25 protein-coding genes, 1 tRNA gene and 1 pseudogene are annotated in these 24,582 nt (G+C 60.0%); 12 read left to right on the plus strand and 15 right to left on the minus strand.

Annotated elements, in window-relative coordinates; genetic code table 11:
• The first annotated feature begins 79 nt into the window (after positions 1–79).
• The 6 genes from rbfA to HX899_RS26425 all read left to right on the plus strand — a co-directional run bounded on the left by rbfA (position 80) and on the right by HX899_RS26425 (position 6,501).
• A complete protein-coding gene (gene rbfA / locus HX899_RS26400; protein ID WP_181293768.1) occupies positions 80–484 on the plus strand; it encodes a 30S ribosome-binding factor RbfA in 405 nt (134 codons plus the stop codon).
• Positions 485–497: 13 nt separating this feature from the next.
• Positions 498–1,430 carry a tRNA pseudouridine(55) synthase TruB gene (gene truB, locus HX899_RS26405; RefSeq protein WP_003544320.1) on the plus strand — a complete coding sequence of 311 codons (933 nt, stop codon included), beginning with the start codon at positions 498–500 and terminating at the stop codon, positions 1,428–1,430.
• 114 nt (positions 1,431–1,544) lie between these two features.
• Positions 1,545–2,396, plus strand: coding sequence for an alpha/beta fold hydrolase (locus tag HX899_RS26410; RefSeq protein ID WP_181293769.1), 852 nt, complete (start codon positions 1,545–1,547; stop codon positions 2,394–2,396).
• A gap of 152 nt (positions 2,397–2,548) precedes the next feature.
• Positions 2,549–2,818 carry a 30S ribosomal protein S15 gene (rpsO, locus tag HX899_RS26415; protein ID WP_003544317.1) on the plus strand — a complete coding sequence of 90 codons (270 nt, stop codon included), beginning with the start codon at positions 2,549–2,551 and terminating at the stop codon, positions 2,816–2,818.
• Positions 2,819–3,167: 349 nt separating this feature from the next.
• On the plus strand, positions 3,168–5,306 hold the full coding sequence (pnp, locus tag HX899_RS26420) for a polyribonucleotide nucleotidyltransferase (RefSeq protein ID WP_138332081.1): 2,139 nt from the start codon (positions 3,168–3,170) through the stop codon (positions 5,304–5,306).
• A gap of 178 nt (positions 5,307–5,484) precedes the next feature.
• Positions 5,485–6,501, plus strand: coding sequence for a class I SAM-dependent methyltransferase (locus HX899_RS26425; protein WP_138332079.1), 1,017 nt, complete (start codon positions 5,485–5,487; stop codon positions 6,499–6,501).
• Positions 6,502–6,597: 96 nt separating this feature from the next.
• On the opposite strand, the gene fabI is transcribed toward HX899_RS26425, so the two are convergent.
• Genes fabI through fabA form a run of 3 tightly spaced genes read right to left on the minus strand, consistent with a single transcriptional unit; the run spans position 6,598 to position 9,202 of the window.
• Complete coding sequence (fabI, locus tag HX899_RS26430; RefSeq protein WP_131719769.1) at positions 6,598–7,404, minus strand: enoyl-ACP reductase FabI; 807 nt, start codon at positions 7,402–7,404, stop codon at positions 6,598–6,600.
• A gap of 4 nt (positions 7,405–7,408) precedes the next feature.
• Positions 7,409–8,641 (minus strand): beta-ketoacyl-ACP synthase I, encoded by a 1,233-nt coding sequence (gene fabB, locus HX899_RS26435; protein ID WP_171599934.1) that lies wholly within the window; start codon positions 8,639–8,641, stop codon positions 7,409–7,411.
• 45 nt (positions 8,642–8,686) lie between these two features.
• Positions 8,687–9,202, minus strand: coding sequence for a 3-hydroxyacyl-[acyl-carrier-protein] dehydratase FabA (gene fabA, locus HX899_RS26440; protein WP_171599935.1), 516 nt, complete (start codon positions 9,200–9,202; stop codon positions 8,687–8,689).
• A gap of 301 nt (positions 9,203–9,503) precedes the next feature.
• Here fabA and irrA point away from each other — a divergent pair, with 301 nt between their 5' ends.
• A complete protein-coding gene (gene irrA, locus HX899_RS26445; protein ID WP_003544303.1) occupies positions 9,504–9,923 on the plus strand; it encodes an iron response transcriptional regulator IrrA in 420 nt (139 codons plus the stop codon).
• A 120-nt stretch (positions 9,924–10,043) separates the two neighbouring features.
• Here irrA and HX899_RS26450 read toward each other — a convergent pair whose 3' ends face one another.
• The gene (locus HX899_RS26450) at positions 10,044–10,679 is read right to left on the minus strand and encodes a trimeric intracellular cation channel family protein (protein ID WP_129422258.1); all 636 of its coding nucleotides are present in this window, start codon (positions 10,677–10,679) and stop codon (positions 10,044–10,046) included.
• 172 nt (positions 10,680–10,851) lie between these two features.
• Between HX899_RS26450 and HX899_RS26455 the strand changes: the two genes are divergently transcribed.
• On the plus strand, positions 10,852–11,325 hold the full coding sequence (locus HX899_RS26455; protein WP_171599937.1) for a hypothetical protein: 474 nt from the start codon (positions 10,852–10,854) through the stop codon (positions 11,323–11,325).
• A 158-nt stretch (positions 11,326–11,483) separates the two neighbouring features.
• Here HX899_RS26455 and HX899_RS26460 read toward each other — a convergent pair whose 3' ends face one another.
• Together HX899_RS26460 and HX899_RS26465 are read right to left on the minus strand one after the other, a co-directional pair.
• Positions 11,484–12,272, minus strand: coding sequence for a YdcF family protein (locus tag HX899_RS26460; RefSeq protein WP_181293770.1), 789 nt, complete (start codon positions 12,270–12,272; stop codon positions 11,484–11,486).
• A 68-nt stretch (positions 12,273–12,340) separates the two neighbouring features.
• Entirely contained in the window at positions 12,341–13,063 is a 723-nt protein-coding gene (locus tag HX899_RS26465; protein ID WP_181293771.1) for a YoaK family protein, read from the minus strand.
• Between the two features lie 239 nt (positions 13,064–13,302).
• Here HX899_RS26465 and HX899_RS26470 point away from each other — a divergent pair, with 239 nt between their 5' ends.
• Positions 13,303–13,539 (plus strand): DUF2798 domain-containing protein, encoded by a 237-nt coding sequence (locus HX899_RS26470; RefSeq protein ID WP_012759639.1) that lies wholly within the window; start codon positions 13,303–13,305, stop codon positions 13,537–13,539.
• 112 nt (positions 13,540–13,651) lie between these two features.
• Here the strand turns inward: HX899_RS26470 and cysE are convergent, their stop codons facing one another.
• From cysE to HX899_RS26510, 9 genes and pseudogenes are all read right to left on the minus strand, one after another.
• Positions 13,652–14,500, minus strand: a complete 849-nt coding sequence (gene cysE / locus HX899_RS26475) for a serine O-acetyltransferase (protein ID WP_181293772.1) — start codon at positions 14,498–14,500, stop codon at positions 13,652–13,654.
• Positions 14,501–14,606: 106 nt separating this feature from the next.
• A complete protein-coding gene (locus HX899_RS26480) occupies positions 14,607–14,750 on the minus strand; it encodes a 2-oxoglutarate and iron-dependent oxygenase domain-containing protein (protein ID WP_246412968.1) in 144 nt (47 codons plus the stop codon).
• 52 nt (positions 14,751–14,802) lie between these two features.
• Positions 14,803–15,756, minus strand: coding sequence for a sulfonate ABC transporter substrate-binding protein (locus tag HX899_RS26485; protein ID WP_181293773.1), 954 nt, complete (start codon positions 15,754–15,756; stop codon positions 14,803–14,805).
• A gap of 162 nt (positions 15,757–15,918) precedes the next feature.
• On the minus strand, positions 15,919–16,947 hold the full coding sequence (locus HX899_RS26490) for an NADP-dependent oxidoreductase (RefSeq protein WP_181293774.1): 1,029 nt from the start codon (positions 16,945–16,947) through the stop codon (positions 15,919–15,921).
• Positions 16,948–17,339: 392 nt separating this feature from the next.
• Positions 17,340–18,269 (minus strand): TauD/TfdA family dioxygenase, encoded by a 930-nt coding sequence (locus HX899_RS26495; RefSeq protein ID WP_171599942.1) that lies wholly within the window; start codon positions 18,267–18,269, stop codon positions 17,340–17,342.
• Positions 18,270–18,757: 488 nt separating this feature from the next.
• Positions 18,758–18,954 (minus strand): annotated as a pseudogene (locus HX899_RS35250) (DUF1275 family protein); the annotation flags it as partial.
• Positions 18,955–19,255: 301 nt separating this feature from the next.
• Positions 19,256–19,531: a GIY-YIG nuclease family protein gene (locus HX899_RS26500; protein ID WP_181293775.1), complete on the minus strand. Its 276-nt coding sequence runs from the start codon at positions 19,529–19,531 to the stop codon at positions 19,256–19,258.
• A gap of 101 nt (positions 19,532–19,632) precedes the next feature.
• Positions 19,633–19,708: transfer RNA gene (locus HX899_RS26505), tRNA-Ala, on the minus strand.
• Between the two features lie 149 nt (positions 19,709–19,857).
• Positions 19,858–20,241, minus strand: a complete 384-nt coding sequence (locus HX899_RS26510) for a TIGR02300 family protein (protein WP_011649932.1) — start codon at positions 20,239–20,241, stop codon at positions 19,858–19,860.
• Between the two features lie 275 nt (positions 20,242–20,516).
• Here HX899_RS26510 and aroA point away from each other — a divergent pair, with 275 nt between their 5' ends.
• The 3 genes from aroA to rpsA all read left to right on the plus strand — a co-directional run bounded on the left by aroA (position 20,517) and on the right by rpsA (position 24,470).
• A complete protein-coding gene (aroA, locus tag HX899_RS26515; protein WP_181293776.1) occupies positions 20,517–21,875 on the plus strand; it encodes a 3-phosphoshikimate 1-carboxyvinyltransferase in 1,359 nt (452 codons plus the stop codon).
• A 67-nt stretch (positions 21,876–21,942) separates the two neighbouring features.
• Positions 21,943–22,590, plus strand: coding sequence for a (d)CMP kinase (cmk, locus tag HX899_RS26520; protein WP_180194383.1), 648 nt, complete (start codon positions 21,943–21,945; stop codon positions 22,588–22,590).
• A 176-nt stretch (positions 22,591–22,766) separates the two neighbouring features.
• Positions 22,767–24,470, plus strand: a complete 1,704-nt coding sequence (gene rpsA / locus HX899_RS26525) for a 30S ribosomal protein S1 (RefSeq protein WP_003544285.1) — start codon at positions 22,767–22,769, stop codon at positions 24,468–24,470.
• The last annotated feature ends 112 nt before the right edge of the window (positions 24,471–24,582 follow it).

The raw sequence follows: 24,582 nt of genomic DNA on the forward strand, positions 1-24,582 counted from the left end.
ACCTTTTCGACCAAAAGAGTCATGGACGCTCTCCTTTGACGGGTTCGATTCCCAGCCGCATCGGCAAATAGAGATAACAATGACCAGAGTAACTTCTTCCGCGCCTTCGCAGCGCATGCTGCGCATTGGCGAACAGGTTCGCGCCGCTCTCACCCAGGTGCTGCAGCGCGGCGAAGTGCGTGACGAAATCATCGAGGCGACCGTGATCTCGATCTCGGAAGTGCGTATGTCGCCGGACCTCAAGATCGCCACCGCCTATGTGACGCCGCTCGGCGTTTCCGACCACAGCATCGTCATCCAGGCGTTGAACCGTCATGCAAGGTTCATCCGTGGCCGGCTCGGGCCGCAGCTTCGGCAGATGAAATACATGCCGGAGGTACGCTTCCGCGACGATACCAGCTTCGACAACTACAAGAAAATCGACGAGCTGCTGCGTTCGCCCGAGGTGAGCCGCGACCTCGACGGCGATAATGACGAACAATAAACAGAAGAGACGCATGTCCAAACCACGCAAACCCAAAGGCCGGCCGATTTCCGGCTGGCTGATCCTCGACAAGCCGGTGGATTTCGGCTCGACGGAAGCCGTCTCCAAGATCAAGTGGCTCTACAAGGCCGAGAAGGCCGGTCATGCCGGCACGCTCGATCCGCTCGCCTCCGGCATGCTGCCGATCGCGCTCGGCGACGCGACGAAGACCGTCCCCTACGTGATGGACGGCCGCAAGATCTATGAATTCACGGTGAGCTGGGGCGAGGAACGTGCGACCGACGATCTCGAGGGCGAGGTGACCAAGAGTTCGGACAAACGCCCGAGCGAACAGCAGATTCGCGATATTCTGCCTGGATATATCGGTACCATCAGCCAGGTGCCGCCGCAGTTTTCCGCTATCAAGATCGCAGGTGAGCGCGCCTATGATCTGGCGCGAGAAGGCGAAACCGTCGAAATCCCCTCGCGTGAGGTCGATATCTTCCGGCTGACCTTGCTCGCCTGCCCGGACGCCGATAGCGCGCATTTCGAAGTGGAATGCGGCAAGGGTACCTATGTCAGGGCGCTGGCGCGCGATTTCGGCCGCGAGCTCGGCTGCTACGGCCATGTGTCCGGGCTGCGGCGCACCTTCGTCGCGCCTTTCGCGGAAGAGGCCATGGTGCCGCTTGCGGATCTCGTGGCACTGGAGGCGATCGAGGATATGGACGAGCGCCTGGCGGCCCTCGACGCGCTGCTGATCAACACCTGCGAAGCGCTATCCTCCCTGCCCCATCTGGTCATCAATGACGACCAGGCGCACCGACTGAAGATGGGCAACCCGATCCTGGTGCGTGGCCGCGATGCGCCGGTTGCCGAAAGCGAAGCCTATGCGACGGCCCGCGGCAAGCTGATCGCGATCGGCGAGATCGGCCAGGGGGAGTTCCGCCCGAAGCGGGTTTTCGCCTGAGCCTATCTGGCTTTCTGACAACGACAGCGATTGTCAGCCGGTAGCGATGCGATATCTTCCCTGTCGGGCCATAGCGGCCCGAGGGGCCATGGGGGCCTGACAGAGGGAAAGACTATGCGTGGAACTGCTATCGGAATCCTGACGTTCTTTTCGATGTTGCTTGCCGTCACCGGCGCTCAATCCGCCGAGCGCTGGGCCGAGCTTCCGGCCTTTCCTTCGATGCCGGTGGCAAAGACGAGCGGCATGGCCGAGGTGAACGACATCAAGATGTATTACGCCGAATACGGCGAAGGCGACCCGATCCTCTTCATCCATGGCGGTCTTGGAAATGCCGAGGTCTGGGGTCACCAGGTCGCCGATTTTGCCAAGGATCATCTGGTCATCGTTGCCGACAGCCGCGGCCATGGGCGCTCGACGCGCAGCCAGCAGCCCTTCGGTTATGATCTGATGACATCGGATTATGTGGCACTTCTCGACTATCTGAAGATCGACAAGGTGACGCTTGTCGGATGGTCGGACGGTGGCATCATCGGCATCGACATGGCGATGAAACACCCAGAAAAATTGACCCGCGTCATTGCCCAGGCAGCCAACGTCACAACAGACGGCGTCAAGGCTGACGTCATGGACAATAAGACCTTCAACGACTACATCAACGTCGCCGGGGAGCAGTACCGGAAGCTTTCGCCGACGCCGAACGAATATGACGCCTTCGTCAAGCAGATCTCCGAAATGTGGGCAACCCAGCCGGCCTGGACGGCCGCCGATCTTGGCAAGATCTCGGTGCCGGTCACACTTGCCATCGGCGATCATGATGAAGCCGTAAAGCTCGACCATACGGAAATGATGGCAAAACAGATTCCGGACGCCAAACTCGTCATCCTGAAAGATGTGAGCCATTTCGCCATGCTGCAGGATCCTGCAGCCTATGACGGGATGATCCGGGGCGCCATGGCGGGCCGTTGAAGCCGCCAAGGACGACCCCTCTTTCCATTGATCCATATTTGGTTTATAGGCAGCGCCAGCATCGGGTACGCCCGTTTGCATTCACGGCCAAAGCTGGACGACATCCCGGCTTTTGGCGACTTTAATCTCCTCCTCTTAGAAAGGATCACCCGATGTCGATCACTGCTGAGCGCAAGTCTGCGCTGATCAAGGAATATGCGACCGTTGAAGGCGATACCGGTTCTCCGGAAGTCCAGGTCGCGATCTTGACCGAACGCATCAACAACCTGACCGAACACTTCAAGGACCACAAGAAGGATAACCATTCCCGCCGTGGCCTGCTGACGATGGTTTCGAGCCGCCGCTCGCTTCTTGATTATCTCAAGAAGAAGGATGAAGGCCGCTATTCCAAGCTGATCACCAGCCTGGGTATCCGCCGCTAAGATTGTCCGGCGGGCGCTTTCCGAGCGCCCGCCGGATCCTGTTTCGGGACACGGCTCCCGATGAAATGTTCCAACCGCGCCCTATCTTTTAGCGGTGGAAAGACCGGCAGACCCGGATGGGCCGGTTCTGCCAAACCAACCGTTGACCTGTCATGGGGCAGGATTGCCGGATGCTTTCGGCCAAGGCTTGTCAGTGAGCTTTGGCCCGGTTTCTCAGGAACGCCTGAGGAAACCGAGGATGAAAAGCCTCCCGTTGTCTTGCCCGTGATACGTCACATTGATTGCGGTCGACTGTGCGCTGCGCCTTGATATCGGCGATGGCGCGTGCTCCCGCATTGAAGGACAAGACATGTTTGATACACACACAGTGGAAATCGAGTGGGCTGGCCGCCCGCTGAAACTCGAAACCGGCAAGATCGCCCGTCAGGCCGACGGCGCCGTTCTCGCCACCTACGGCGAAACCGTCGTTCTCGCCACCGTCGTCTCGGCCAAGGCGCCGAAGGCCGGCCAGGACTTCTTTCCGCTCACCGTCAACTACCAGGAAAAGACCTATGCGGCCGGCAAGATCCCCGGCGGCTACTTCAAGCGCGAAGGCCGTCCGAGCGAAAAGGAAACCCTGGTTTCCCGCCTGATCGACCGCCCGATCCGCCCGCTTTTCCCTGAGGGCTACAAGAACGACACGCAGGTTGTCGTTACCGTTATCCAGCATGACCTCGAAAACGATCCCGACGTGCTGTCGATGGTTGCCACCTCGGCTGCGCTGACGCTGTCCGGCATTCCCTTCATGGGCCCGGTCGGCGGTGCGCGCGTCGGCTACATCAACGGCGAATACGTTCTCAACCCGCATCTCGACGAGATGGACGAATCGAGCCTCGACCTCGTCGTCGCCGGCACCTATGACGCCGTCCTGATGGTGGAATCCGAAGCCAAGGAACTTAACGAAGACGTCATGCTCGGCGCCGTCATGTTCGGCCACAAGGGTTTCCAGCCGGTTCTCGACGCGATCATCAAACTCGCCGAAGTGGCCGCCAAGGAGCCGCGCGACTTCCAGCCGGCAGACTACTCCGCTCTCGAAACCGAAATGCTCGGCCTTGCCGAAGGTGAACTTCGCGAAGCCTACAAGATCACCCAGAAGGCCGACCGCTACGCCGCCGTCGACGCCGTCAAGGCGAAGGTGAAGGCGCACTTCCTCCCCGAGGAAGGCGAAGCCCGGTACACACCCGAAGAAGTCGGCGCGATCTTCAAGCATCTGCAGGCGAAGATCGTCCGCTGGAACATCCTCGACACCAAGAGCCGCATCGACGGCCGCAACCTCGAAACCGTCCGTCCGATCGTTTCGGAAGTCGGTCTTCTGCCGCGCACCCACGGTTCGGCGCTGTTCACCCGCGGTGAAACCCAGGCGATCGTGGTTGCCACCCTCGGCACCGGCGAAGACGAGCAGTATGTCGACAGCCTGACGGGCATGTACAAGGAGCGCTTCCTGCTCCATTACAACTTCCCTCCCTACTCGGTTGGCGAGACCGGCCGCATGGGCTCCCCGGGTCGCCGCGAAATCGGCCACGGCAAGCTCGCATGGCGCGCGATCCGTCCGATGCTGCCGACGCCTGAGCAGTTCCCCTACACGCTGCGCGTCGTCTCCGAGATCACCGAGTCGAATGGCTCGTCCTCGATGGCGACCGTCTGCGGTACCTCACTCGCTCTGATGGACGCCGGCGTTCCGCTGGCAAAGCCGGTTGCCGGTATCGCCATGGGTCTGATCCTGGAAGGCGATCGCTTCGCTGTCCTCTCCGATATTCTCGGTGATGAAGACCACCTCGGCGATATGGACTTCAAGGTCGCCGGTACCGCCGACGGCATTACCTCGCTGCAGATGGACATCAAGATCACCGGTATCACCGAAGAGATCATGAAGGTCGCCCTTGGCCAAGCCCAAGGCGGTCGCGTCCACATCCTCGGCGAAATGTCCAAGGCCATCACCGAAAGCCGTGGCCAGCTCGGCGAATTCGCTCCGCGCATCGAAGTCATGAACATCCCGGTCGACAAGATCCGTGAAGTCATCGGCTCCGGCGGCAAGGTCATTCGCGAAATCGTCGAAAAGACCGGCGCGAAGATCAACATCGAGGACGACGGCACCGTCAAGATCGCTTCGTCCTCCGGCAAGGAGATCGAAGCGGCCCGCAAGTGGATCCACTCGATCGTTGCCGAACCTGAAATCGGCCAGGTCTACGAAGGCACGGTCGTCAAGACCGCCGACTTCGGCGCCTTCGTCAACTTCTTCGGCGCCCGCGACGGCCTCGTCCACATCTCGCAGCTTGCTTCCGAGCGTGTTGCCAAGACCCAGGACGTCGTCAAGGAAGGCGACAAGGTCTGGGTCAAGCTGCTCGGCTTCGACGAACGCGGCAAGGTTCGCCTGTCGATGAAGGTCGTCGACCAGGCCACCGGCCAGGAAATCCCGAACGAGAAGAAGAAGGAAGAAGCGGCCGAATAAGCCGCCTTCCAGATTCAATACCGGGCGCGGGAATGCTTCCGCGCCCTTTTTTGTATCCTAAAGCGCGGCGCGATCCTTCAGATCGCTTACCGCACTTCAGGTCTTCGGTCTTGCGTGTGTCGTGCTCGCAAAACCGCCGAACACTTTTGCGCGACATGCTTTAAGACGAGACGAGACCATGAGCAGCGAGACGCTGAAGACCCTGTTCCATCCCTTTGCCAGCGGCACAGTCGCGGCGCCCGGCGAGGGCGAGCGCGTGCTCTTCCTCGGCGCCGAGGCAGGCTTTGCGCTGCCGGAAGGCTTTGCCGCCTCGCTCAGCGCCGTCCAGGGCTTCCGGCCGCTCTATCGCCAGCTGCTGGCGCAGCGGATCGAAGCGAAGCCGGAGATCGACGGCGAGGACTACGATGCGGCTCTGGTGCTCTGCACCAAGCACAAGGGCGAGAACGAGGCCAATCTCGCCGCTGCGATCGCCCGCACGCGGCTCGGCGGCCTGATCGTCATTGCCGGCGCCAAGGAAGACGGCATCCAGCCGCTGCGCAAGCGGATGGAAGGTTTCAATCTCGCCGTCGACCATATGCCGAAATATCATGGCGTCGCCTTCTGGTTTGGCCGGCCGGCGGATGCCGACGAGATTATCTCCAAGCTGGCAAAGGCGCCGGTGCGCGTCGACGGTCGTTTCCAAGCGACTCCAGGCATGTTCTCGCATGACCGCATCGATGCCGGATCGGAGCTGCTCGCCTCGCGCCTGCCTGAGGATTTCACCGGCGACGTTGCGGATTTCGGCGCCGGATGGGGCTATCTCTCCGTCGAGCAGGCGCAGAAGTCGCGTGGACTGACGCGCCTCGACCTCTACGAGGCCGACCACGCGGCTCTGGAGGCTGCCAGGGATAATCTGGCTAAGAACTGCCCGAACGCGCCTGCACGCTTCTTCTGGCACGATCTGGCGGGTGAGCCGGTCAAAGACAAATACGATCTCGTCATTATGAACCCGCCCTTCCATGAGGGACACGCGGCCGATCCGGCGCTCGGCCAGGCAATGATCAAGACGGCCGCATCCGCCCTTCGCGGCGGCGGCCGCTTGATGCTCGTCGCCAATCGCGGCCTGCCTTACGAGCCCGTTCTGGCGGCAAATTTCAGGGAAAGCGGCGAAACCTGCCGCAACGCCCGGTTCAAGGTTCTCTGGGCGAAGAAATAAGCCTACGGGGCTTCGACGCTGATCCTATCATCGAACAACAAAAAGGCCGGGCGCATCATCTGCGCACGGCCTTTGAGTTTCAAATGGGGTAGCCGTTTACTCGACGTCCGCCCTGCGCAGCGCTTCCAGCGTTGGCATGGAGGTGACGTTGAAGCCGGCGTCGACGAAGTGGATTTCGCCGGTGACGCCGGACGAAAGGTCGGAGAGCAGGTAGAGAGCCGAGCTGCCGACCTGATCGATGGTCACGGTCTTGCGCAGCGGCGCATTACGCTGGTTCCAGGAGAGGATCGCGCGCGCATCGGAGATACCAGCGCCGGCAAGCGTGCGGATCGGGCCGGCGGAAATGGCATTGACGCGGATGCCGCGCGGGCCGTAATCGGCGGCGAGATAACGCACCGAAGCCTCGAGCGCTGCCTTGGCAACCCCCATGACGTTGTAGTTCGGGATGACGCGCGTCGAGCCATTATAGGTCAGCGTCAGCATCGCACCACCATCTTCCATCAACGGAGCGCAGCGCTTGGCGATCTCGGTGAAGGAGAAACAGGAAATGACCATGGTGCGGCTGAAATTCTCACGCGTCGTATCGGCGTAGAGACCCTTCAGCTCGTTCTTGTCGGAAAAGCCGATGGCATGGACGATGAAATCGAGCTTGCCCCAGCGCTCGCTTATCGCGTCGACCACGGCATCGACCGAGGCGATGTCCTCGACGTCGCAGGGCAGGACGAAATCCGAGTTGACCTCGGCAGCAAGCGGCCTGACGCGCTTGCCGAGCGCATCGCCTTGATAGGTGAAAGCGAGTTCCGCACCCTGTGCGGCGAGAGCTTTTGAAATCCCCCAGGCGATCGAGTGGTTGTTGGCGACGCCCATGACGAGCCCGCGCTTACCCTGCATGATTCCCGTCATATTATTATCCGTTATAGCGCTGGAAGACGAGCGTGGCGTTGGTGCCGCCGAAGCCGAAGGAATTGGAGAGGGCAATGTCGATCTTGGCGTCGTCGATGCGCTTGCGCACAATCGGGACACCTTCGAATTCGGGATCGAGATCGGTGATATGAGCGCTTTCGCCGATGAAGCCTTGCTGCATCATCAGCAGGGAATAGATCGATTCCTGCACGCCGGCAGCGCCAAGCGAATGGCCGGTCAGCGACTTGGTCGACTGGATATGCGGGATCTTCGAGCCGAACACTTCGCGGATGGCGCCGATTTCCTTGCTGTCGCCGACCGGCGTCGATGTGCCGTGGGTGTTGACGTAGTCGACGTCGCCTTTGACGGTGGCGAGCGCCTGGCGCATGCAGCGGATAGCGCCTTCGCCCGAGGGGGCGACCATGTCGTATCCGTCCGAGGTTGCGCCGTAGCCGACGATTTCGGCATAGATCTTGGCACCGCGGGCCTTGGCGCGCTCCAGCTCCTCGAGCACCAGCACGCCGGCGCCGCCGGCGATGACGAAGCCGTCGCGGTTGACGTCATAGGCGCGCGAGGCGCTGTCCGGCGTGTCGTTGTACTTAGAGGACATGGCGCCCATGGCGTCGAAAAGGTTGGACATCGTCCAGTCGAGATCCTCATGGCCACCGGCGAACATCACGTCCTGCTTGCCCCACTGGATCATCTCGGCGGCGTTGCCGATGCAATGCGCCGACGTCGAGCAAGCCGACGAGATCGAATAATTGACGCCGTGGATCTTGAACCAGGTGGCGAGCGTGGCCGATGCGGTCGAGGACATCGCCTTCGGCACGGCGAAGGGGCCGATGCGCTTCGGGCTGTTGTTCTTGATGGTGATTTCGGCAGCTTCGATCAGGGTGCGGGTGGACGGACCGCCGGAGCCCATGATGATGCCGGTACGCTCGTTCTGAGCGTAGTCTTTCTCTTCCAGGCCGGAATCGGCAAGTGCCTGCTTCATGGCCACATGGTTCCAGGCGCCGCCCTGCGACAGGAAACGCATGGCGCGGCGGTCGACCAGTTCGGCAAGTTCCGCCGAACCGAGCTTTGGACTGCCCCAGACCTGGCACTTGAACCCATGCTCGGCGAAATCGCTCGAAAAGGAGATACCCGACTTTGCCTGCCGCAAGGATTCGGTGACTTCGGCCGCGTCGTTTCCGATCGAGGACACGACACCCAGACCTGTGACAACTACCCGTCTCATCTGATCAAACCTTTGTTGTTTTCGTCAGCCGCTCGAAATGCGGTTTCAGGCCGTCTTGTCTTTCGATAGACCGACGCGAAGGTCGGCCGCCTGATATATGGTCTCGCCGTCCGCCTTTAGCCAGCCGTCGGCGGTGCCGAGGACCAGACGGCCACGCATGACACGCTTGAAGTCGATGCCATATTCGATCAGCTTCGTCTGTGGCCGGACCATGCCCTTGAATTTCACTTCGCCGGTCGAAAGCGCCATGCCGCGGCCTTCCTCGCCGAGCCAACCCAGAAAGAAACCGGTCAGCTGCCACATGCCGTCGAGACCGAGGCAGCCCGGCATGATCGGATTGCCTTCGAAATGGCAGGGAAAATACCAGTCGTCGGGGCGAACGTTGTATTCCGCCCTGAGGTAGCCCTTATCGAAGGTACCGCCCGTTTCGGAAATGTCCGTGATGCGGTGAACCATCAGCATGGGCGGCAGCGGCAACTGCGCATTGCCGGGGCCGAACAGCTCGCCATGTGCGCAAGCGATGAGTTCTTCATACGAGAAGCTGGACTGTCTGGTCGTCATAAAGTTTCTTTTTCCCCCCGCGTCAAGCCGATGGATGTGAACGTGTAGTCCAAGTTCTTCAGAAAATGAAGCACAAGCAAGGCAGCTTCATTCATCGCCCCGGACCAGGCTTGCGCCATTATTTGGTGGTCGCATACAGGAAGGCTAGGGCTGGGACCAGACCTATTTGCGTCAAAAGCCCGTTTTTGCCGCGTTTATCAGGCTCCCGTCCCCATTGAACTATTGAAAGGCTCCGATGCAAAAGTTATACCGCTTAAAGAAACATGATTGCTTTATGCCAGAATAACCGGAGTTGGTTTTGATGACGGGTGCATTCCCGATCGCAATAGAGGTGAGGCTGCGCGGTGCAGGCCTGCGCCCCACCCGCCAGCGCGTCGCGCTCGGCGACCTCCTGTTTGCCAAGGGCGACCGGCATTTGACCGTCGAGGAACTGCATGAAGAGGCGGTTGCCGCCGGCGTGCCGGTGTCCTTGGCAACCGTCTACAACACGCTGCACCAGTTCACGGAAGCCGGTCTCATCCGCGTTCTCGCCGTTGAGAGCGCCAAGACCTATTTCGACACCAATGTTTCCGACCATCACCATTTCTTCGTCGAAGGCGAAAACGAGGTGCTCGACATTCCCGTCAGCAACCTGACGATCGCCAATCTGCCGGAACCGCCTGAGGGCATGGAGATCGCCCATGTCGACGTGGTGATCCGCCTGCGGGCGAAGCAGGGCTGACGGCGCCTCTAAAGCGCGTCGCGCCGAATCGGCCTCATGCGACGCCCTTTAGATCTTTTATTTTTAGGCATGTCGTTGTCCCAAAACCGCTGCGCACTTTTGGGCGACATGCATTAGGCTTCACATGACATCGTCGGGATGCCGGCCAGGCTTGTGCCTGTAGGTCGGGAAGGTCCAGCCGAACCACAGGGCTCCACCGCGCACCGCAAAGGCCGCCACGACGCCGCAGGCAGACGCCAGATAGAGCTGCATTCCAAGCGCATTCGCGGCCGTGAACACGCCGGCGCCGATAAGGGCTGCGGTCACGTAAATTTCCGGCCTCAACAGCACCGAAGGCTCGTTTGCCATCAGATCGCGCAGGATGCCGCCGAAGGTCGCCGTCAGCGTGCCGGTGACGATCGCAATCGTGGGCGAACCGGTGGCGGCGAGGCCCTTGGCGGCGCCGATCACGCAATAGGCGGCAAGGCCGATCGCATCCAGCCAGATCAGCAGGCGATAGCGCGATTCCAGCAGGTGGGCGGTAAAGAAAACGATGACGCCCACGATGCAGCAGACGAGGATATAGGCGGGGTTCAACACCCAGAAGACCGGCACGCGACCGAGTACGATATCGCGCACGGTGCCGCCGCCCGTTCCCGTCACCATGGCGAAAAACAAAAAACCGATCAGGTCCAGTTGCTTGCGCGAGGCGGCGAGCGCGCCTGTCGCGGCAAACAGCGCAATGCCGGCGTAATCGAGATAGACGAGCAAGGACATGCGGCCCCCGGAACCGGCGAACAATTTCCGGAAAGGAAACACGGCGGCAAGGGCGGCGCAAGGCGGCGCGGCCATAAAGGTGAAGTCTTTGTTTGCTGCATGTCGTTGTCCCAAAGCCGCTGCACAGTTCGGGCGACATGCATTGGGAGCCTTTATCCGAAAGAGGAAAGCCGTGAAAACGCTGGTGCTCGCCGTTCTGAATATCGTCCTGCTGCTTGCCATGCCGGCTGCCGCCTTCGGTCAGCAATCGCTGATCTCCGACCCTGAGATCTACGAGAAGAAACATTTCCAGGAGCAGTGCAAGACGGCCGAATTTGCCGACGGCTTCATCATCCGGCAGGACATCAACAATGACGGCCTGATCGACGCCGTGGTCAACGAGGGCCAGTTGACCTGCGACGGGCAGAAGGGGCCGCAATGCAACGACGACGGCTGCACCTATAATTTCTACCTGCAAGTTGCCGAAGGCGGTTATTTCATGATCGCGACGGCGCAAATCTATGGCTACGATTTCGTCCAGCGCTTCGGCAACATGGTGCTGGCGATGAAGATGCATCCGCGCTTCTGCGACCGCACCGAAGGCGATCCCTGCATCGTGACGGCGCGCGTGCGCGGCACGAAATTCGTCACCATCTCGAAGAAATAACTCACCACGCATAACCCCGAAAGATTTTCGGGATTATGCGGTGGATTCAAAGTGATAGAGCGTCCTTTGCGCGTCCTGGCGGACACGCGGCGCTCTAACCTCTTGTTCTTACGCAATTCCGGACGGAAAAACCGCTTCGCACTTTTCCTGGAATTGCTTCATTGCGGATAAAGTGCCGATGTGCGGCCGGCGAGATAATAGCCGACCAGGCCGTACCATTCGCGGATTGCCGTCGCCAAGTTCTGCGCATTGAGGTTCGGCTGGGTGAAATCGAGCCCGAGCTTCACCTGGCCATCGGTGCGATAATCGGTCGGCCAGGGCACGGTATCGATGCCGAGCTTGCGGAAGATGCCGACGGAACGCGGCATGTGGAAACCCGAGGTGATCAGCAGGCAATTGGAAAGCCCCTGGCTTGCCAGCAATTCCTTGGTGTTGACGGCGTTTTCGAAGGTCGTGCGCGATTGTCTCTCTTCGATCAGGCGATCCCTGCCAACGCCGAAGAGCGGGAAGAAGCGCTCGGATGCCGCCGCATCACCTTCGTAGATGCCCGAAATGGAGCCGTCGCCGCCCGATACCAGAACGCGCGACTGCGGAAATTTCTGCGCAAGCCGCAGGGCTTCGATGAAGCGATCGGCTCCAGCATTGAATTCTATGCCGTGGCGCGCCGTGTTCACCTCGTTTTCGAAACCGCCGCCGAGCACGATCATGCATTGCAGGCTATCGGGATCTGCGGCAGGCTTTGCGAACCGCTGCTCGAGACCCTGCATCAAGAGGTTGCCGGCCGTGGTGTAGAGCGTGACGAAGAGGATGATGGCTGAACCAGCTGCGCCGAGGATACTTAAGATACGCCAGCGCAGAAGGCCGGCAAGCAGGGCAAAGAAGACGAGGAAGAATGCCAGCGACAGCGGCTGAGCGAAAATCCAGACAAGCTTCGAAATCAGGAACAAGATCCACTCCTTGAGGATTGGCGGCGATCCTTCCTATCCGATTCGACGGTGACAGGAATGCGACGGTTTTATTTCGCGCGCGTGATGGCCGATCCGCTCGGTGCAACCTTCTGATTGAAGCGGTGCTGAAGCGGCCGAGGGATGAGCATGGCGGCAAGCGCAAGCACCATGGCGAAGAGGGAGACCAGCCACAGCGCATGTGCGCCCGTTAGCCGTGTCAGGACGGCCCCGGCGATCGCGCCGAGCACCATGCCGCCCCAGGGCACGATCTGGATCGTCCATTCGACACGACGATCGCCGATGATCCAGCGGCCGATGCCGCGGCCGAAACGCGAGAGGGCGCCGGTCACGTAGGTCAGCCCGATCGGCAGGCCTTCGATATGCTCGACGGCAGCGTTCACCATGCCCATGGAAAAAACGATCATGTAGAACCGCACGAACAGCATGTTCTGCACTGTCATCATCGAGGCGAGCGCCAGAACCAGCCCGACGCAGCCGAGCACCACGAAAATGCGGCGTTGCGAGACATGGGAGATGACGACGCCAGCCGCATTGCCGAGCACGAAAACGACGATGGCCGAGATCAGGACCGCGGCGTGATAAAGATTGCCCTCGCTCAAGGCCAGTGCGGCCCGCGTCGTGTTTCCCGTCATGAAGGAGACGAAATCGCCGGTCAGCAGAAGACCGGTCGCATCGGTCATGCCGGCCAGAAACGAAATCGAGCCGACGAGGGCGAGCCCGGTCAGGGTTCGTCGGGTCCGGATGATGCGGCGTCGTCTTGCTCTGGTCATAGGCTGAGGGTCCTGGAGCCGAATCGCTGAGGTTGCGGCAACAAAGATAATTCCTTTCGTTGAGGAATTAGCAAAGGCGATCGGAAGGGGATGGGGGGCGGACTTGAACGGCAAGACATTTTCGGCCATAGAGACGGCGTTGCTTCAGATCGAAGCTCCGTAAGCGTTTACGTCAATCAACGCGCAACCCGCCGGTCGGCGCTGCGCAATTGTCTGATCGGCACCTTACGGAGATCAAAATGCCCAAAGGCAAACTCCCCAAACGTTACAATACGATCGTCATGCCGCTCATCCTCTCACTGTTGATGACATCAGTCGTCTCGGCGATCAGCATCGTGAGAGCGCAAGGCCTGACCGCGCCTGCACTTGCCATGTGGCCCTCCGCATGGGCGCTATCCTGGGCGATCGCCTTTCCCGTCCTGCTATTGATGCTGCCGGTGGTAAAGCGGGTGACGGCTGTTATCGTCGAGATGTGAGGTGAGAGGCGCCGGCGGGCTGTGAGAGCGGCCTGCCGGAGTTGATGTAGGGCGGCGCGATTTCAAAGTCACTCGCCACGCCAACCTCGCCCAGACAAGCCCACCCCAGGCCTTAGATCGTATACTCCGGTTCAGACAAGGTCTGGTCCATCGTGATGCCCGGGAGGTTGAAGTGGCGCTTGCCCACCTGCCTCGCCGGAATGCCGGCGACCGAAGTGTAGGCTGCAACAGCATTTATGACCACGCTGCCTGCACCCACCTTGGCGCCGACGCCAATTTCGATATTGCCGAGAATCTTGGCCCCCGCTCCGATAAGAGCGCCGCGCCGTACCTTGGGGTGCCGGTCGCCGGTTTCCTTGCCCGTCCCTCCCAATGTAACATTCTGGAGTATGGAGACGTCGTCTTCGACGACCGCAGTCTCGCCGATGACCAAGCCGCTTCCATGATCAAGCATGATGCTCCTGCCCATCTTTGCGGCGGGATGAATGTCGACGCCGAAAACTTCAGAAATTCGGCTCTGGATGTGGCGCGCCAAATGGAGGCGGTCATGATGCCAAAGCCAGTGGGCGACCCGTTGTCCCTGCAACGCCACAAAGCCTTTGAAATACAGGAATGGCGTCAGGATTTCCGTGTTCGATGGATCGCGTTCCTTGATCGCGGTCAGGTCGGCGGCGGCATCGGCGACAATATTGCGATTACCGACGAACGCCTGGGCAATCACCGCGAGCAGCTCTTCATTGTCGAGGTCGTGATTGGCCAGTTTGATCGCGACCCTCTGAGCGAGCGCCTGAGCGAAACTCGCATGATAAAGCACTGCGGAATTCATGGCGCGCGTGAGTGCTGCATCTTTGGCCGAAGCATTGACGGCCTCCGCGCAAAGAGCTTCCCATATCGCGGCAACCTGAGGCGAAGGGGATGGCTCCGTCGACAGATTGCTCAAGCTGACCAGTGGAACCGTCATGCTAGCTTCCTTCTGCAGGCGGACGTCGTGACGTCCGGCATGCAGACGTTAGGTTAACCTGGCCCGCGATAGATGGTCTAAAATTACGGGGATCTTTGCCTCCGCTCTAAATACCGTGTCCGGCGAGATAGAAAAATCCGAGTGTCCGGCTGACGTCACGAAGCTCCGCCAGCGCATGTTCTCGTTCCAGATGAGCGGATGCAAAACGCCCGAGATCGAGTATCGGAAGCGTCCTTGCTGCAGCAGTCACGGCATTATCCTTTTTGCTGAAACCACGTCGAGCATAGGTGGGAAGATGAGCACTATGCCTTGCCCTTGCGGACAACGTCCGCAATCGTCACCTCCTTGGGAATGAGCTTGAGTTTGAAAAAGGTGTCGGCGATGCTCTGCTGCTGTGCGACGACGGTGTCGTCCAGGCTCTTGATCCCATAGGACTGGCGCTCGAGCGCCTTGACGAGGACAGGTTCAGGGATGCCGACCGATGGTGATAGCTCCGCAGCCGCAGCCGCGGTGTCGGACTTGGTCCATTCATCGATCTCGGAAATGGCGTCGATCAAAACATCGATGGAGTCGGCGTGGCCATCGACCAGCGCCTTGGTGCCGAGATAGAACTGATGATTGGGAACGATGCCTTCACCGTTTCTGAGTTCTCGCGCTTCGACCGCGACTTCCGCAGCTGCCTGGAAGGGATCCCAGATAACCCACGCATCGACCGCGCCCTTTTCGAAGGCCGCGCGGCCGTCGGCCGGGGCGAGGAAGGATGATTCGACGTCTTCATAGGTCAAGCCGGCTTCTTCGAGCGCCTTGACGAGCAGGTAATGGACGTTCGAGCCCTTGTTGAAGGCGACCTTCTTGCCCTTCAGCTCCGCGACGGACTTTATGGGGCTGTCCTTCGGGACAAGTATGGCTTCGCCGCGCGGGGCGGGCGGCTCGTGTGCGATGTAGACGAGCGGAGCGTTTGCGGCCTGGGCGAAGATCGGCGGCGTTTCGCCAGTCGATCCGAAATCGACAGCGCCGGCGTTCAGGGCCTCGAGCAGCTGGGGACCGCCCGGAAACTCGGTCCATTCAACGGTGTAGCCGATGGGTTCCAGTTTCTTCTCCAGCGTGCCTTTGCCCTTGAGAAGCACCAGCGTTCCATATTTCTGGTAGCCGATACGCACGACCTTGTCAGCGGCGCCGGCCAGCCGAACATGGGTCAAAGGTGTCGCGATGGCACCTGCCACCACTGCAGTAAAAGCTCGCCTTGTGATCTTCATCATACCCTCCGGAATAAGACGAGACCAAATTAAAGCGTCTCTATATTTTTGATAGAATATACGTGCTCCGATGTCCGCTTCTTCGGGATTCGCTTTTTTGTTCTGTTCCGACCGTGAGCAAAAAGAACTGCGCCGCGAAATAGAGAACACCGGGGCGACGGGTCAGGGCGCGACGCGTACGATCAGCTTTCCGAAATTCTTCCCTTCCAGAAGGCCAAGAAAAGCCTCCGGAGCGTTTTCAAGTCCGTCAACGATATCTTCCTTGTACTTGAGCCGTCCTTCGGAGATCCACGCTCCGGCCTGACGGGAGAAGTCAGGACGCTGGTCGGCAAATTCGCGCTGTATGAAGCCTCGTATGGTGAGGCTTTTCCGCAGGATGGCACGCATCACAGCAGGAAGCTGATCACGTCCGCTCGAGACAGAGGATGTTTCGTTGTAATGCGCGATGAGCCCGCAGACCGGTATGCGTGCGAAGTCGTTCAGCAATGGAAACACCGCGCTCCAGACGTGGCCACCAACATTCTCGAAATAGACATCGATTCCGTTCGGACAAGCGGCTGCGAGTTGTGCCGGAAAATCGCTCGAATGATGGTCTATCGCGACATCGAAGCCGAGCTCCTGGCGTAAGTGGTCACATTTCTTGGACCCGCCTGCGATTCCGACAACACGCGCACCGTAAATCTTTGCCATCTGCCCAACTGCCGAGCCAACCGCGCCGCTCGCTGCAGCGACCACAAGTGTTTCGCCGGCTTTGGGTTTGCCGATATTGCGAAGTCCGGCATAGGCCGTGAAGCCGGGCATTCCCAGAATGCCGAGTGCTGTCGTGATCGGTGCGGTTTCCGGATCGAGCTTCTGCAAGCCCGTACCATCTGAAATCGCATAGCTCTGCCAGCCGGAATGCGAGAGCACGATATCCCCCGCCGTGAACGCCGTGTTGCGGCTGCGCGCGACCTGCGTAACCGTGCCCCCTTCCATCACACCACCGATTTCGACCGGCTTGGCATAGGACTTGGCATCGTCCATGCGGCCCCGCATGTAGGGGTCAAGGGAAAGATAAAGCGTCTTGAGAAGAACCTCGCCCTCGGCGAGATCCCGAACCGTCTCCCGCTCGAGCCGGAAATTCGCAGCCACCGGCTTTCCGGATGGGCGCGATGCAAGGACGATGCGGGTGGTAACGGGTTGACTAACCATGGGTGTTCTCCTCTTCGAATTTCTCCTTGGTGTATCAGGAATTTGCTTCAAGCAAACCGAGCGCTCGCCATCTGGGGCCTACCGGCGCACCCTTTGTCGTCGGCGTCCGCTCACAACCGGCATGCCTGGAAATCCCAGCGCGATGGCTGCAATTATCTCGGATGCCTATGTGACAAGCTCGAACCCCTGTGGCTCAGCATGCAACGATTCCAGCGGCACGCCCTGATCGGAAGCGTGGATGAGAAGGTATGCGCGCGCGCCGAGCAGCAGTTCCGGGGCCTTCAATAGGACCGCGCTCAGTTCGCCCTCTCTGACGCGCGTTCGCCGATCGAGTAGCGCGGCGAACGCCGCGCGATATGAAGCTTCATGGTCCTTCCCTTGTCCGGCCGCGCTCACGCGGCCTTTGCTTTCGGCTTGGCGGCCTTGACGTGGGTTACGCTGCGGCGGCCGTCGACGCTGACGGGGACGTCGCCGTCAACCGTGGCGCGGCGCACGACCCGGTGCTGGTCGCCATAGTCGTTGACAGCGTAGTGCTGGGTCGCGCGATTATCCCAGATCGCGACGTCGCCGGCTCTCCAGTGCCAGCGCACGGTATTTTCCGGGGCGGTAACGTAGGACTGGAACACCTCGTAGAGTTTCGTGGAGTCGCTCTTCGACAAGCCGATGAGGCGCTGAACGAAATTGCCGAGCAGCAGCGATCTTTCGCCGGTTTCGGGATGGACCCGCACGACTGGGTGCTCGGTCTCGTAGATGGTCGACGTGAAAACTTCCTCGAAGTGCTTCTTCTCGTCAGCGGTGGCGCGAGGGCGCACCGCTGCGTAGTCATAGGCATTGCTGTGAATGGCCCACAAATTGTCCGCCAGCAATTTGAGCGATGCTGGCAGACTTTCGTATGCGGCATGGGTGTTGGACCAGATCGTATCCCCTCCAGCCGCCGGAATGACGACGCCGCGAAGGACCGAGAATTTAGGATAGGCATCCACGAAGGTGACGTCGGTGTGCCACTGGTCCGCCCTGCCGCCACCGCGGCTGGAATCGAGATTGAGGATGGAGGCCGTGCCGGCCACTGGGCCTTGGGTTGGATGAGGCACAAGGTCGCCCAGGCGGCGAGCGAAAGATTCCTGTTCTGGATCGCCAAGATGGTCCTGATCGCGGAAAAAGATGACTTTGTGTTTCAAGAGAAGCTGGTTGATGGCTGCGACCGTCGCGTCCGAAAGGTCACCGCCGAGGCGAACACCCCTGATTTCGGCTCCGACGCGGCCGGTCAGCGGCACGACATCGGACTCGAGAATGATCTGATTGACGAGAACTGGATTGCTCATGGATATCTCCTGGCTGATCTTGGAAGAAGACGGCAAGTCACATGCGCCCAACGACGCATCCGCCGGACGTTCGAAAATCTCATTGTTAAAATCGACAGGGCTATGGAACGCCATAATCCATCAAATCAATAGACAAAATATTCTAATTTTGGCTCTTTGCCCGGAACGGCCGCCCTCGATACTTTCTTATTGCCGATGAATTCTCACTTGTGGCCTCCAGCGATGCATCTTCCATCGCCAAGCGGCTTGTGCGTGGATGCCTCGTACGGGCTCTCATTCATCGCGGTTCCAGCCCTTGCTTTCGGCTGTTTTTGCGACGCGCACCAAAGGATGCGGCAGCGCGTTTTAGTCCGCCTTGGAAGGTTGCGTCATCAAGGCCGCTATAAGGCTCTCCTTCGGAATTCGTCACAGTGAGGAAGATCTGTTCGTCTCAGAACCGCCGCCCAAGCGCTTTTCGTTGCGTCTGCTGCCTCGAAGAATTTCTGCGCGACGGTGGCGGAGATCAGGACCGCCGCGTGATAGAGATTGCCCTCACTCAAGGCCAGTGCGGCCGCGTCGTGTTGCCTGTCATGAAGGAGATGAAATCGCCGGACAGCTGAAGGCCGGTCGCATCGGTCATGCCCGCCAGAAACGAGATCGAGCCGACGAGGGCGAGCCCGGTTAAGGTTCGTCGGGTCCGAATGATGCGGCGGCGTCTTGCTCAGGTCATTGGCTGAGGCGTAGGTCACCAGATGGAAAGATTGCTGAGTGGTACCAGGGCTCGCCAATGCCGCTGATAGAAGACAAGGACCATCTTACATCTGGAACGAAGAATCCGCCGTCCTTGGGGCTCTCATTAAAGTTGCTGAGGAGTCGGGCGTCGAGCTTCAACAGTTCCGGCCCGAGGGGCTTAAGGACCGACCGGAAAACTGAAAGTCAGCTCTCAGACGATAGCGTCGCGCAACACTTTCAGACGGCAGAGACGGCACTTAATCGGAATCGATCTTCTAGTTGGCGAGGCGACCCGGATCCAGTTTCGGCTGGACCAGTCTCTTGTTGGCAAAAGCCCTGCCAGAATGCGATTTCAGATATTTTTCGAATTCAAGAGCTTTGAGCTTGTCGGGAAAGGCGCAATACCAGAGCAAATTCCACGGTGCGAATTTGGCAGTGTGGGCAGACTTTCCGGCATTGTGAGCCGCAAACCGCTGTTTCAGATCTGCGGTAGACCCGGTATATTCCTGATCGGGAAAATCGACGCTGCGGAGAATATAGACATACCACATCAGCGTTTCAGCCCGTCGTCGCCCTTCGGGCTATGCCGGGCACTGCTTCGGCCTAACGGTTTCTCGCGGCTGTGCCACGCGAAGCCCGTAAGGGCGAAGCGTGGTGGAGCTAAGCGGGATCGAACCGCTGACCTCTTGCATGCCATGCAAGCGCTCTCCCAGCTGAGCTATAGCCCCATCAAGGTGGTCCGGCTCAGGGCCGGTCCTGGGATGCTCCTCAAGGCGTGCCCTTCGGAGTGGCGGCTTATTACTTCCGGATTCCGGAGATAGCAAGCCTAAAAAATCTGGCCCGGAGAATTTTTTCCTCGCCGGGCCGAAATGCGGTCTCAGACTTCGTCTTCGTCGCCGGTCACGCCGATGATGTCGCTCATGTCGTCATCATCGTCATCTTCGTCGGGTGTGAGGAAGGTATCGTCGTCGTCATCGCCTTCGATTTCGACATCGTCGTCGCCGATATCGGGGATGTCGTCGCCAGAGGCAGCGTCATCGGCATCCTCAAGCGAAACCAGTTCGACTTCGGTGTTTTCAGTATCGACTTCCGCAACCTCGTCTTCCTCGGCAACTTCGGCGATCGCCGAGGTTTCTTCGAAGAAGGACAGGGGGTAGGACTTGCCGGTATAAGGAGAGACGATCGGATCCCGGTTCAGATCATAAAACTTCTTGCCGGTTTCCGGATCGGTACGCTTGGTTCCAAGTTCCGCTTTCGCCACTATGAGCCTCGTGTGAATGACCGAATGCGAGATTCGGCAAATGCCGACCAAGCCGGCGTTCCATCGGAATTTATAAGCCGGTCCCCTTAATCGCTGTGGCTTCCCATGTCAAAGCCAAACTTTATGATAGCGGTGCGGGGTTTTTCCCGCGCCGACGGATGACCGCCCGGCGCGTTTATGTTAACGAGCCGCGGCAGCTGCAGAAGCGGACGGGAATTGCGACCGGCCAAGCCTGTCTTGCGGCAAAAATAGACTGCGTTTGCAAAGGATTACGCATGCTGCACGGCTCTGCGCCCAGGCCCGCCACCGCCCGCAAATCCGCCGGTCTTACCGGCAGCGTCCGTATTCCGGGCGACAAATCGATCTCGCATCGTTCCTTCATGTTCGGCGGGCTTGCTTCCGGCGAAACCCGGATCACCGGCCTGCTCGAAGGCGAGGATGTGATCAATACCAGCCGGGCGATGCAGGCGATGGGCGCCAGGATTCGCAAGGATGGCGCGCAATGGGTGATCGACGGCACCGGCAACGGTGCGCTGCTTGCGCCTGATGCGCCGCTCGACTTCGGCAATGCCGGCACCGGCGTGCGGCTGACCATGGGCCTCGTCGGCACCTACGACTTTCGCTCCACCTTCATCGGCGACGCCTCGCTTTCGAAACGGCCGATGGGCCGCGTGCTCAATCCACTGCGCGAAATGGGCGTGCAGGTCAGCGCCTCCGAGGGCGACAGGCTGCCGGTGACGCTCAAAGGCCCGGGAACGCCGAGCCCGATCCGCTATCGGGTGCCGATGGCATCCGCCCAGGTGAAATCGGCCGTGCTGCTTGCCGGCCTCAATACGCCGGGTGTCACCACCGTCATCGAGCCGGTGATGACGCGCGACCATACCGAAAAGATGCTGCAGGGTTTTGGCGCTGCCCTTTCCGTCGAGACCGATAGCGAGGGTGCGCGCACAATCCGGCTCGAAGGGCGTGGCAGGCTGACGGGCCAGGTGATCGACATTCCCGGCGATCCCTCCTCCACCGCCTTCCCGCTGGTTGCGGCATTGCTCGTCCCCGGCTCCGACATCACCATCGTCAACGTGCTGATGAACCCGACCCGCACCGGGCTGATCCTGACGCTGCAGGAGATGGGGGCCGATATCGAGGTGGCGAATGCGCGTCTTGCCGGCGGCGAGGACGTGGCGGATCTGCGCGTGCGCCATTCCGAACTCAAGGGCGTCACCGTTCCCGAAGACCGCGCGCCGTCGATGATCGATGAATATCCTATCCTCGCCGTCGCCGCCTGTTTCGCCGAAGGCGCGACGATCATGAAGGGGCTGGAGGAACTGCGCGTCAAGGAGTCCGACCGCCTTTCCGCCGTCGCCGATGGTCTGAAACTCAATGGCGTCGACTGCGACGAAGGCGAGGATTTTCTCATCGTGCGCGGACGGCCAGACGGCAAGGGCCTCGGTAACGCCGCCGGCGACAGGGTCAGCACGCATCTCGACCATCGCATCGCCATGAGCTTCCTTGTCATGGGGCTTGCCTCGGAGCATCCTGTCACGATCGACGACGCGGCGATGATCGCGACCAGCTTTCCCGAATTCATGGCGTTGATGAAGGGTCTCGGGGCAAGGATCGAAGAGGTGCCGGAATAATGGTACCAGCCTCCGCATTTCCGCGAACACGATCGCCGCGATCGGGCGCTGTCGCAGGATTGATCATATGACGAACGAGACCTTCACCATCGCCATCGATGGCCCGGCGGCAGCGGGCAAGGGCACGCTCTCGCGCCTCATCGCAGAGCGCTACGGATATCACCATCTTGATACCGGCCTGACCTATCGCGCCACGGCCAAGGCGCTGCTCGATGCCGGCCTGCCGCTCGACGACGAGGCGGTGGCAGAAAAGATCGCAAGAGAGGTTGAACTCGCTGGATTGGATCGCGATATACTTTCCAAACATGAGATCGGCGAAGCTGCCTCGAAGATTGCCGTCATGCCGGCGGTGCGCCGGGCTCTGGTCGAAGCGCAACGGCGGTTTTCGGTGAAAGCGCCGGGAACCGTACTCGACGGGCGCGATATCGGCACGGTCGTCTGCCCGGATGCGCCGGTGAAGCTCTATGTAACGGCGTCGCCGGAGGTCCGCGCAAGACGCCGTTATGACGAGATCCTCGGCAAAGGCCTGACGGCGGATTTCGATGCGATTTTCGAGGACGTCAAGCGGCGCGACGAACGCGACATGGGACGGGCCGACAGCCCTTTGAAACCAGCTGATGATGCGCACTTGCTTGATACGTCGGAAATGAGTATAGAGGCCGCGTTTCAAGCTGCTCAATCGATCATCGATGCGGTCTTGAGCCGAAATGCCTAAATTCAAGCGATTTTGCGTGCTCTGAGCATGGATCGCTTCTAATACAGCAAGCCTGAAATTCCGTCCAAGCGCCGGATTGCCTTCGTCAGAGAGGGCGGACTGGGTTCAGGCCCGTTCAACGCAAACCAACCGGCGCATACGTGTCCGCTTCCGTTTCAGGACACGCAGGAGATTTTATGTCAGTAGCTACCCCCTCCCGCGAGGATTTCGCGGCTCTTCTCGAAGAGTCCTTTGCCAAGAACGACCTGGCCGAAGGCTATGTCACCAAAGGCATCGTCACGGGCATCGAGAAAGACGTCGCCGTTGTCGACGTCGGCCTGAAGGTTGAAGGCCGCATCGCGCTCAAGGAATTCGGCGCGCGCGCCAAGGACGGCCTGTTGAAGGTCGGCGACGAAGTCGAAGTTTATGTCGAGCGCATCGAAAACGCGCTTGGCGAAGCCGTTCTGTCGCGCGAGAAGGCTCGCCGCGAAGAAAGCTGGGTCAAGCTCGAAGCCAAGTTCGAAGCTGGCGAGCGCGTCGAAGGCGTGATCTTCAACCAGGTCAAGGGCGGCTTCACGGTCGACCTCGACGGTGCGATCGCCTTCCTGCCGCGTTCTCAGGTCGACATTCGTCCGATCCGCGACGTGACCCCGCTGATGCATAACCCGCAGCCCTTCGAAATCCTCAAGATGGACAAGCGCCGCGGCAACATCGTGGTTTCGCGCCGTACGGTTCTGGAAGAATCCCGTGCCGAGCAGCGTTCTGAAATTGTTCAGAACCTCGAAGAAGGCCAGGTTGTTGACGGCGTCGTCAAGAACATCACCGATTACGGTGCGTTCGTTGACCTCGGCGGCATCGACGGCCTGCTGCACGTCACCGACATGGCATGGCGCCGTGTGAACCATCCGTCGGAAATCCTGAACATCGGCCAGCAGGTCAAGGTTCAGATCATCCGCATCAACCAGGAAACCCACCGTATCTCGCTCGGCATGAAGCAGCTCGAGAGCGATCCGTGGGATGGCATCCAGGCCAAGTATCCGGAAGGCAAGAAGATTTCCGGTACCGTCACGAACATCACCGACTACGGTGCATTCGTCGAGCTGGAGCCGGGCATCGAAGGCCTGATCCACATCTCGGAAATGTCCTGGACCAAGAAGAACGTTCACCCCGGCAAGATCCTGTCCACGAGCCAGGAAGTCGAAGTCGTCGTTCTCGAAGTCGATCCGTCCAAGCGCCGTATCTCGCTCGGGCTCAAGCAGACGCTGGAAAACCCGTGGGCAGCATTCGCCCGCAGCCATCCGGCCGGCACTGAAGTCGAAGGCGAAGTCAAGAACAAGACCGAATTCGGCCTGTTCATCGGCCTCGACGGCGATGTCGACGGCATGGTGCACCTCTCCGACCTCGACTGGAACCGTCCAGGCGAACAGGTCATCGAGGAGTTCAACAAGGGTGACGTCGTCAAGGCCGTCGTTCTCGACGTCGATGTTGAGAAGGAACGCATCTCGCTCGGCATCAAGCAGCTCGGCAAGGATGCAGTCGGCGACGCCGCTGCTTCTGGCGACCTGCGCAAGAATGCAGTCGTTTCCTGCGAAGTCATCGCGGTCAACGACGGCGGTGTCGAAGTGAAGCTCGTCAACCACGAAGACATCACTTCCTTCATCCGTCGCGCCGACCTCGCCCGCGACCGCGACGAACAGCGCCCTGAGCGCTTCTCGGTCGGCCAGGTCTTCGACGCCCGCGTCACCAACTTCTCCAAGAAGGACCGCAAGATCATGCTGTCCATCAAGGCTCTGGAGATTGCGGAAGAGAAGGAAGCCGTTGCCCAGTTCGGTTCGTCCGACAGCGGCGCTTCGCTCGGCGACATCCTGGGCGCAGCCCTGAAGAACCGCGGCGGCGAATAAGCCTCGCATCCGCCTTTGAATTGAAGAACCCGCCGGAGCGATCCGGCGGGTTCTTCATTTTCAGGCGATGAAAAAGTGCTAGAGCGGTTCAGCTTTTAACGGAGCGCAGAAC

The sequence above is a fragment of the Rhizobium sp. WYCCWR 11146 genome (assembly GCF_013591995.1).
Taxonomy (GTDB): Bacteria; Pseudomonadota; Alphaproteobacteria; order Rhizobiales; family Rhizobiaceae; genus Rhizobium; species Rhizobium indicum.

Coding starts and splice junctions, on each gene's coding strand:
- HX899_RS26490 (WP_181293774.1), bottom strand. CDS start 16,947: ATGGTTAGTCAACCCGTTACCACCCGCATCGTCCTTGCATCGCGCCCA.
- fabB (WP_171599934.1), bottom strand. CDS start 8,641: ATGAGACGGGTAGTTGTCACAGGTCTGGGTGTCGTGTCCTCGATCGGA.
- fabI (WP_131719769.1), bottom strand. CDS start 7,404: ATGACGGGAATCATGCAGGGTAAGCGCGGGCTCGTCATGGGCGTCGCC.
- cmk (WP_180194383.1), top strand. CDS start 21,943: ATGACGAACGAGACCTTCACCATCGCCATCGATGGCCCGGCGGCAGCG.
- HX899_RS26410 (WP_181293769.1), top strand. CDS start 1,545: ATGCGTGGAACTGCTATCGGAATCCTGACGTTCTTTTCGATGTTGCTT.
- HX899_RS26495 (WP_171599942.1), bottom strand. CDS start 18,269: ATGAGCAATCCAGTTCTCGTCAATCAGATCATTCTCGAGTCCGATGTC.
- cysE (WP_181293772.1), bottom strand. CDS start 14,500: ATGACGGTTCCACTGGTCAGCTTGAGCAATCTGTCGACGGAGCCATCC.
- rpsO (WP_003544317.1), top strand. CDS start 2,549: ATGTCGATCACTGCTGAGCGCAAGTCTGCGCTGATCAAGGAATATGCG.
- HX899_RS26485 (WP_181293773.1), bottom strand. CDS start 15,756: ATGAAGATCACAAGGCGAGCTTTTACTGCAGTGGTGGCAGGTGCCATC.
- HX899_RS26465 (WP_181293771.1), bottom strand. CDS start 13,063: ATGACCAGAGCAAGACGACGCCGCATCATCCGGACCCGACGAACCCTG.
- truB (WP_003544320.1), top strand. CDS start 498: ATGTCCAAACCACGCAAACCCAAAGGCCGGCCGATTTCCGGCTGGCTG.
- HX899_RS26450 (WP_129422258.1), bottom strand. CDS start 10,679: ATGTCCTTGCTCGTCTATCTCGATTACGCCGGCATTGCGCTGTTTGCC.
- fabA (WP_171599935.1), bottom strand. CDS start 9,202: ATGACGACCAGACAGTCCAGCTTCTCGTATGAAGAACTCATCGCTTGC.
- rpsA (WP_003544285.1), top strand. CDS start 22,767: ATGTCAGTAGCTACCCCCTCCCGCGAGGATTTCGCGGCTCTTCTCGAA.
- pnp (WP_138332081.1), top strand. CDS start 3,168: ATGTTTGATACACACACAGTGGAAATCGAGTGGGCTGGCCGCCCGCTG.
- rbfA (WP_181293768.1), top strand. CDS start 80: ATGACCAGAGTAACTTCTTCCGCGCCTTCGCAGCGCATGCTGCGCATT.
- aroA (WP_181293776.1), top strand. CDS start 20,517: ATGCTGCACGGCTCTGCGCCCAGGCCCGCCACCGCCCGCAAATCCGCC.
- HX899_RS26425 (WP_138332079.1), top strand. CDS start 5,485: ATGAGCAGCGAGACGCTGAAGACCCTGTTCCATCCCTTTGCCAGCGGC.
- HX899_RS26500 (WP_181293775.1), bottom strand. CDS start 19,531: ATGTGGTATGTCTATATTCTCCGCAGCGTCGATTTTCCCGATCAGGAA.
- irrA (WP_003544303.1), top strand. CDS start 9,504: ATGACGGGTGCATTCCCGATCGCAATAGAGGTGAGGCTGCGCGGTGCA.
- HX899_RS26470 (WP_012759639.1), top strand. CDS start 13,303: ATGCCCAAAGGCAAACTCCCCAAACGTTACAATACGATCGTCATGCCG.